2 protein-coding genes are annotated in these 8,463 nt (G+C 69.8%); both read right to left on the bottom strand.

Features of this window, described 5'->3' with window-relative positions:
- Positions 1-4,864 (bottom strand): amino acid adenylation domain-containing protein (locus tag AC1DYI_RS20295; RefSeq protein WP_477205941.1); only part of this gene is annotated, 4,864 nt, incomplete at its 3' end.
- Positions 4,864-8,463, bottom strand: a 3,600-nt coding sequence (locus AC1DYI_RS20300) for an amino acid adenylation domain-containing protein (RefSeq protein WP_477205942.1), incomplete at its 5' end; no start/stop codon positions are given. The genes AC1DYI_RS20300 and AC1DYI_RS20295, both read right to left, overlap by 1 nt.

The following is an 8,463-nucleotide window of genomic DNA, read 5'->3' on the forward strand; positions in this document are numbered from 1 at the left end:
CAGCGCGTGCAGCGATGCATCGTTCTCCGTGCAGCGATGCATCGTTCTCGTCAGGCTGCGCCGTCGCGTTCCAGCCGTGCAGCAGCCGCTCGCGCTCGCCTGCACCCAGCAAGCACACCCCTGTGTGTGCCGACCCCACATCGCGCAGCATCGCTTCGAATGCCGCCACGTAGTAACCCCCCGCCCGCTCCATCAGACCCGCGTCGTACAAATCAACGTCGTAGGTCAACGCAAGCACGAGGCGCTCACCATCGACCGAACGCGACACGTTGACGCAGTAGTCGTAGTTGGTCTTCTCGAAGCCTTGGCGTGCCACCACGCGTGGCTGCGAGGCGTCAGCAAGGGCCTGGTAGGCGTGGAAGTGCGTGTAGTTGAACAGCACCTCGGAGAACTCGCGCCGCAGGTCCTGCTGGATGGCGGACGACGGGTAGTGGCGCCAGCGCAGGTTCTCGGCCAGACGCTCGGCGAGCGTGCGTACCAAGGACTCCCAGCGGCTTTGCGTCACGTCGATCGCCACCGGCAGCGAGTTCAGGAACAGGCCAAGCCCCTGCTCACCCCCCGCCTCCTCCGGCCGGCCGTTGCCAACAACCGACGTGAGCGTCATAGGCTGCCCGCTCAGCGTGGCCAGCACCTTCACGTGCCCGGCGAGCAAAACGGCTTGCAGCGGCACACCGAGACGGCGCGCCAGTGCCATCAGCGGTGCCGAGTGCGCCGTGAAGGCCTCGACGCGATGGGCGCGCTGCGAGCGCTCGCGCTGGTGGCCGCCTGCCGCAACGCGGCGGGGGATCTGCACCTGCGGCGCATCGCGCAGCGAGTCGCTCCAATAGCGTCGCGCCTCGTCACTGCCCAGGGCTTGCAGCTCGCCGGCGACGAAGTCGCGGAACGCGGTGTCGGGCACCGGTGCGGGCAGTGCTTCGCCGCGCAACAACTGGCCGTACAGCACCAGCAGGCGGCTGGTCAGCAGCGAGTTGCTCCAACCGTCGTACACCGCGTGATGGAAGCTGAAGGAAAGCTCGAACGCGGCATCGCCGCGCACCTGCACGCAGACCTTGAACAGCGGCCCGCGCCAATCGAACGGCACGCGCTTCTCCTGCTCGATCCAGCGCGCGACAAGTTCATCCTGCGCAGCCGGCGCAAGGTGGCGGATGTCGCCGATCAAGAGCGGCAACGGCGGCTCGCGGTGGATGAGTTGCAACGGCCGCGGCAGGTCCAGCTCATAGCCGCTGCGCAGCACGGGATGCTGGCGGAACAGGAAGGTGAGTGCCCGCTCGAAGCAGCCTGCATCCCAGCGCGACTGCACATGCAGGCTGATGATGTCGTGGTAGGCCTCACCGCCTTGCTCCAGGCGCGTGTGGAACACCATGCCCAGCTGCAGCTGCGACATCGGATAGGCGTCTTCGTAGCGGGCTTCCGCGTCCGGGCCGAGGCTGGTCAGCTCTTCGGGCGTCAACAGCGCGAAGGGTGTCAGCGAGCCCACCGGAGCAGTCGCCTCGGCCGGCCCCTCGGCCAAGCCGATCGTACGTGCCATCTCGGCGACGGTCTGGTGCTTGAAGACGTCCTTGACGGCCATGGCGAGTCCGGCCGCTTTCGCCGCAGTGACGACCCGAATCGCCAAGATCGAGTCGCCGCCAAGCGAGAAGAAGTTGTCGTGCACGCCGACACGCTCGAGCTTGAGCACCTCTTGCCAGATCGCGCACAGCCGTGCCTCGGCCTCGTCGCGCGGCGCCTCGTAGCTCGCCTGCCTCACGTCACCGTCCTGCGGTGCCGGCAGCGCCTTGCGGTCCACCTTGCCGTTGCGCGTCAGCGGCAGCGCCTGCAGCTTCACGAACACCGCCGGCACCATGTACTCCGGCAGTTGTGTCGCCAGCGCCGCGCGCCAGTGCGCCTGCATGTCCTCGCCTTGGTCTTCGGCCACCACATAGGCCACCAGCCGCTTGTCGGCCGCACCGCCCTCGCCCCAAGCCACCACCACCGCTTCGCGCACCCCTTCGCACGCCGCCAGCCGCTGCTCGATCTCGCCCAGCTCGATGCGAAAGCCCCGGATCTTGACCTGGTGGTCGACCCGCCCGACGAACTCCAGCACCCCGTCCGCGCGCCAGCGCACCAGGTCGCCGCTGCGGTACAGCCGTGCCTGCTCGTCCGGCGTGAACGGGTCGCGCACGAAGCGCTGCGCCTGCAGTTGCGGCCGGTTCAGGTACCCACGTCCCACCCCATCGCCACCGATGTACAGCTCCCCGATCGCCCCCACCGGCAGCGCCTGCAGGCCCTCGCCCAGCACGTGCACCTGCGTGTCGGCCACCGGCCGCCCGATCGGGATCGCCCGAGCCTCGCTACCCCGCTCGATCACGTGGCAGCACGTGAACGTCACGCACTCCGTCGGCCCGTAGCCGTTGACCACCCGGATCGTCGCGTGGCGCTCATGCAGCCGCCTGACCGCCTGCGCCGACACCACGTCCCCGCCGGTCAGCACCACCTTCAGTGGCGTGCTCCCCGCACCCGCGCTGTCCACCCACACGTCGAACAGCCCGGCCGTCAGCCACATCATCTCCACGCCCTGGTCTTGCACCACCGCGTTGAGCTCGTCCACGTCCAGCCCGCCGCCTTCGGCCTGCGGCAGGCACACCACCGTGCCCCCGCTCAGCAGCGGCACCCACAGCTCGAACGTCGCCGCATCGAACGTGATCGGCGCCGCCAGCAGTCCACGCACCGGCCCCGACAGCCCCGTGTACTGCGCCGCTCCGCTGACCAGCCTCACCACGTTGCGGTGTGTCGCCTCCACCCCCTTCGGCTCTCCTGTCGAACCCGAGGTGTAGATCACGTAGGCCAGGTCTGTGGCCTGGGCCTGCCGCCCGAGGTTGTCCGCCGACAGCCCACGCGTCATGCGCTCGCGGATCTCCTGGTCCAGCGGCAACACCGTGCGCTGTTCCAGCGGCAGCTGCGCCATCAGCTCGCGCTGCGTCAGCACCACACCGATTTGCGCGTCGTCCAGCATAAAGCTCAGCCGCTGTTCGGGGTACGACGGGTCCATCGGCACGTATGCGCCGCCGGCTTTGAGCACCGCCAGCAGCCCCACCACCAGCTCGACCGAGCGCTCCGCGCACAGCCCCACGCGCACCTGCGGCCCCACGCCCTGCGCCACCAGCCAGCGTGCCAACCGGTTGGCCTGCGCGTTGAGTTCGCCGTAGCTCAGCACCTGCTCGCCGGCCACCACCGCCGGCGCCTGCGGCCGGGCCGCCGCGTGGGCCTCGAACAGCTCATGGATGCCCGCCTCGCGCGGGTAGCTCGTCGTCGTTGCGTTCCATGCCGCCAGCTGTGCACGGTCGGTTTCGCTCACCAGCGGCAGCGCCGCCACGACCGAGTCCGGCTGCACCACCACGCCCCGCAGCAGCACCTCGAAGCCCGCGCCCAGGCGGCGAACGGTGTGCTCATCGAACAAGCCGGTGTTCCAGGACCATTGCAGCGCCAGCCCGTCCTCGACCTCGGTGACATGCAGGCCCAGTTCGTAGTCCAGCCGCAACGCGTCGCTGTCCGACTCGAAGGCTTGCCACGCCAGATCGTGCATCTGCAGGCGATGGCGCTCGAAATTCTGGACCGAGAAGAGCACCTGGCACAGTGGGCCGTGGCTCAGGCTGCGAGCGGGCTGCAAGCGCTCGACCAGCATCTCGAAGGGCACGTGCTGGTGCGCGAAAGCGTCGAGCACATCGCGGCGGCCTTCGGCGAGCAACTCGCGGAAGGATCGGCTGCCGGCCAGTGGTGTGCGCAGCACGAGCATGTTGACGAAACAGCCCACCAGGGCCTCGAACTCGCGCTGCGTGCGGCCGGCGATGGGCGTGCCCATCACGACGTCGTCGGTGTGGCCGTGGCGTCCCAGCAGCACCGCGAAGGCACGCTGCAGCAGCATGAACAGCGTGACCTGCTCGGCAGCGCAGAGCGCGCGCAGGCGGGCCGTCAGCGCCTCGTCCAGCGGCTGCACCCAGGCCCGTCCGGCGAAGGTCTGCTGGGCGGGGCGCGGCCGGTCCAGTGGCAGCGCGTGCACGGCGGGCAGGTCGGCAAGCCGCTCGGCCCACCAGCCCACGGCGCGCTCGAGCGAGGCCCCCTGCAGCCAATCGCGTTGCCAGTGCGCGTAGTCGGCGTACTGCACCTCGAGCGGCGCCAATGCCGGCTCCTGCCCCTGGGCGAAAGCATCGTACAACGCGCCGAGGTCACGGCGCAGCACAGCCAGCGACCAGCCGTCCGAGGCGATGTGGTGCATCGCCAGCACGAGCACGTGCCCGTCGTTCGACAGCGTGAACACGCGGGCGCGCAGCATCAGGTCGCGCGCCAGGTCGAAGGCCCGGCCGGCTTCCTCCTCGATCGCGGCGTGCACCCGGTGTGCTTGTTCCGGCTCGGCCAGCTCCGCCAGCGAGACCTGCTGCAACTCGAAACTCATCACCTCGCGCAACTGCGGCACCATCGCCGCCTCGCGTTCGACATAGACCGTACGCAAGACCTGGTGGCGCTCGATCAGCGCGGCCAGCGCACGGCGCAGCGCGCCCGTGTCCAGCTGGCCTTGCAGTCGCATCGGCAGCACCATGTTGTAGTGCGTACCGCCTTCTTCGAGGCGGTCGACGAACCACAGGCGTTCCTGCGCGAAAGAGGGGCGCGCCGCGGTGTCAGCAGGCGCGCGCCGCAACGGCGGAACCTCGACGTCGTCGGCTGCTGCCGCGCCGAGGAAACGGACGATCTCGTCCTTGTGCGCCCGCACGAGGGCCTTGAGATCCGCGGGCATCTGGCCCGCGCTTGACCGCGCCACCAGCTGGCCGTCTTTCAGGACCAGGGCCACGCCATGCTGCAAGGCCGCGTTGAGAATGTCTCGGGCGCTCATCAGATGATCTCCTCCGATTGTTGTGATGAGTCCTCGATCGAGGACGCAAGTCGTTGCAGTCGCTGGCTCAGCGCGGCATCGTCGATGCGCACGGCCAGCTCGGCCACGGTGGGCCCGTTGAAGAGGTGGGCGAGGGGCAACTCGACCTCGAAGGCTTGGCGCACCTGGCTGACCAGGCGTGTGGCGAGCAGCGAGTGCCCGCCGAGCGCGAAGAAGTGGTCGTGCACACCGACACGGTCCACTTTCAGCAAGGCCTGCCACAGCCCGCACAACCGCGCCTCGGTGTCGTTGCGTGGAGCCACGTGCTCGGCCTGGCGCATGTCCGCAGCCTGCGGCGCCGGCAGCGCCTTGCGGTCGACCTTGCCGTTGGCGTTCAGCGGCAACGCGGCCATCACCACCACCACCGCCGGCACCATGTACTGGGGCAGCTGCCGCGCCAGCACTTCGCGGCAGCGCTGCGGCAGTGTTGCCGCGATCGCCTGCGTGTCCTCGCCCGGCTGCGCCACCACGTAGGCCACCAGCCGCTTGTCCGCGCCGTTGTCCGCCCGCGCCAGCACCACCGCGTCCTGCACGCCGGGGCACGCCGCGAGCCGGTGCTCGATCTCACCCAGCTCGATGCGGAAGCCCCGGATCTTGACCTGGTGGTCGACCCGTCCGACGAACTCCAGCTCGCCTTGCGGCAGCCAGCGCACCAGGTCTCCAGTGCGGTACAGCCGTGCCTGCGGGTCCGCCGAGAACGAATCGCGCACGAAGCGATCGACTGTCAAGGCCTCGCGGTTCAGGTAGCCGCGGGCCACGCCTTCGCCGCCCAGGTACAGCTCGCCCACCGAGCCCATGGGCAGCAGCGCGCCCGCCTCGTCCAGCACATACGCGCGCACATTTCGCATCGGCCGGCCGATGGCGATCACGCGGCCGGTGTCGGCATAGCGGCCGGTCAGCACCGACCACGTCGCGTAGGTGGTGGTCTCGGTCGGACCGTACATGTGCAGCAGGTGGCGCGGCGGCGCCGTGGCCAACACGCGGTCCACCGCCTCGTAGTTGACTTGCTCGCCGCCGAACAGCAGACAGGTCAGCGAGCCGAAACCGTCCGGCCGCTCATGCGCCATCTGGTTGAACAGCGCCGTCGTCACGAACAGCACCGTCACCCCTTCGGCCACCAGGCGCGCCTGCAGCCGATGCAGGTCGAGCAGCGTGTTCTTGTCGACATGGACCAGCCGCGCGCCGTGCGTCAGTGCATGCCAGATCTCGAAAGTCGCCGCATCGAACGCCACGTTCGACGCCTGCGCCACCACGTCGGACTCGCCCACCTGCAGGTAGGTCTCGTCGCTGACCAGCCGCAGCACGTTGCGGTGCGTCACCAGCACGCCCTTGGGCTCGCCGGTCGAGCCCGAGGTGTAGATCACATAGGCCAGCGACTCGGCGTCGCCACTGCGGCGCGGCAGGCGTCCCGCCGGCATCGCTGCGAGCGCTTGTGTTGTCTGCGGCGCATCAAGCGCCACCACCGTGACGCCCGCCGGCGCCGACGCGGCAGCACGTAGCGCCAGCGCCTGCTGCGTCAGCAGCAGCGGCACGCCCGCGTCCGCCAGCTGCCAGCGCAGGCGCTCGTCCGGGACGTCGATGTCCATCGGCACGTAGGCGCCGCCTGCCTTCAAGATGGCCAGCAGCGCTACGACCAGATCGTTCGAACGCGCCATCCACACTGCCACGCAGTCGCCAGGTCGGACACCTCGGGCCACGAGCCCGTGCGCCAGCCGATTGGCGCGGGCGTCCAGTTCCGCGTAGGTCAACCCGCCAGCCGCGTCGACCAGCGCAGGCGCGTCCGGACGACGCAGTGCCTGGCGCTCGACAAGCTCGTGGATGGCGGCCGTGCGATCGAACGGCATCGAGGTGTCGTTCCAGGCGTGGAGCAACTGGATGCGCTCAGCCTCGGGCACGAGCGGCAGCGTTGCGACCTGGGCGCCGGGGTCTGCGGCGATGCCCGCGAGCAGCAGCGCATAGGCCTCGGACAGGCGCTGAAGCGTGGACCGCTCCAGGATGTCCGCGTTGCACGACCAACGCAAGTCCAGACCATCCCCCACTTCGGCGACCTGCAGCGCGAGTTCGTACTCCAGCCGCAGGCCGTCACCGTCACCGTCACCGTCACCGTTGGTGTCGTAAGGCTGCAGCGACGCGCCCTGCAGGTCCAGCCGTTCGCGCTCGAAGTTCTGCATCGCGAAGACGACCTGGAACAGCGGGCCGTGGCTGAGGCTGCGCGCCGGCTGCAGCCGCTCCACCAGCATCTCGAACGGCACGTGCTGGTGCGCATACGTCTGCAGCAGCTCTTGCCGGTTGCGCGCCAACAGCTCGCGGAACGTCGGCCCGTCCTCCAGCCGCGTGCGCAACACCAGCATGTTGACGAAGAAGCCCACCAGCGGCTCCAGCTCGCGCTGCGTGCGCCCCGCGATGGGCGTGCCCATCACGATGTCGTCGGCCCGGCTCCAGCGCCCCAGCAGCACCGCGAACGCCGCCTGCAGCGTCATGAACAGCGTCGCCCCTTCTGCCTGCGACAGCGCGCGCAGCCGCGTCGCCAGCGCGCCGTCCACCGGCTGGCGCCACGTCGTCGTCGCGAATGTCTGCCGCGCCGGCCGTGGCCGGTCCAGCGGCAGCGCATGCACCGCCGGCAGCCCCGCCAGGCGCTCGGTCCACCACCCCAGCTGACGCTCCAGCGCTTCGCCCTGCAGCCACTCGCGCTGCCATTGCGCGTAGTCCGCGTACTGCACCGGCAGCGGCGCCAGCGACGGCTCTTCGCCGCGCACGTACGCCCCGTACAGCGCCCCCAGCTCGCGTGCCAGCACGCCCAGCGACCAGCCGTCCGAGGCAATGTGGTGCATCGTCAGCACCAGCACATGCTCGTCGTCCGCAAAGCCGAGCAGGCTCCCGCGCAGCAGCACGTCTCGACCCAGGTCGAACGGCAGTCGGCCCTCCTCGGCCAGCACCTCACGCACCGCGTCGAAACGCACCGGTCCATCCAGCTGCGGCAGCGAGGTCACCGTCAACATGAACGGCTCGGCTGGGTTCACCACAGCCACCGCCACGTCGTCCTGCTCCACGAACACCGTGCGCAGCACCTGGTGCCTGTCGACCAGCACGGTGAGCGCGCGTGCCAGCGCCTCGGCGTCTACACGCCCGCGCAAGCGCAGCGGCCAGACCATGTTGTAGCGCGCACTGCCGCCTTCGAAGCGGTCGATGAACCACAGCCGCTCCTGGGCGAAAGACAGGCGTCGCGACGCCTGCACGGCTTGCGGGCGCAGGGGCGGTGGCTCGTCCGTCGCTGCACCGGACGCGAGCCACGCCGCGAGGGCAGCCACAGTGGGGGCCTCGAACACCGCCCGCAGAGGCAACGTCACGCCGAAGGCTGGGCGCACCCGGCTCACCAGCCGCGTGGCCAGCAGCGAATGCCCGCCGAGGGCGAAGAAGTTGTCATGCACGCCGACACGCTCGAGCTTGAGCACCTCTTGCCAGATCGCGCACAGCCGTGCCTCGGCCTCGTCGCGCGGCGCCTCGTAGCTCGCCTGCCTCACGTCACCGTCCTGCGGTGCCGGCAGCGCCTTGCGGTCCAC

Source organism: Ideonella sp. P3_A4 (assembly GCF_056403075.1).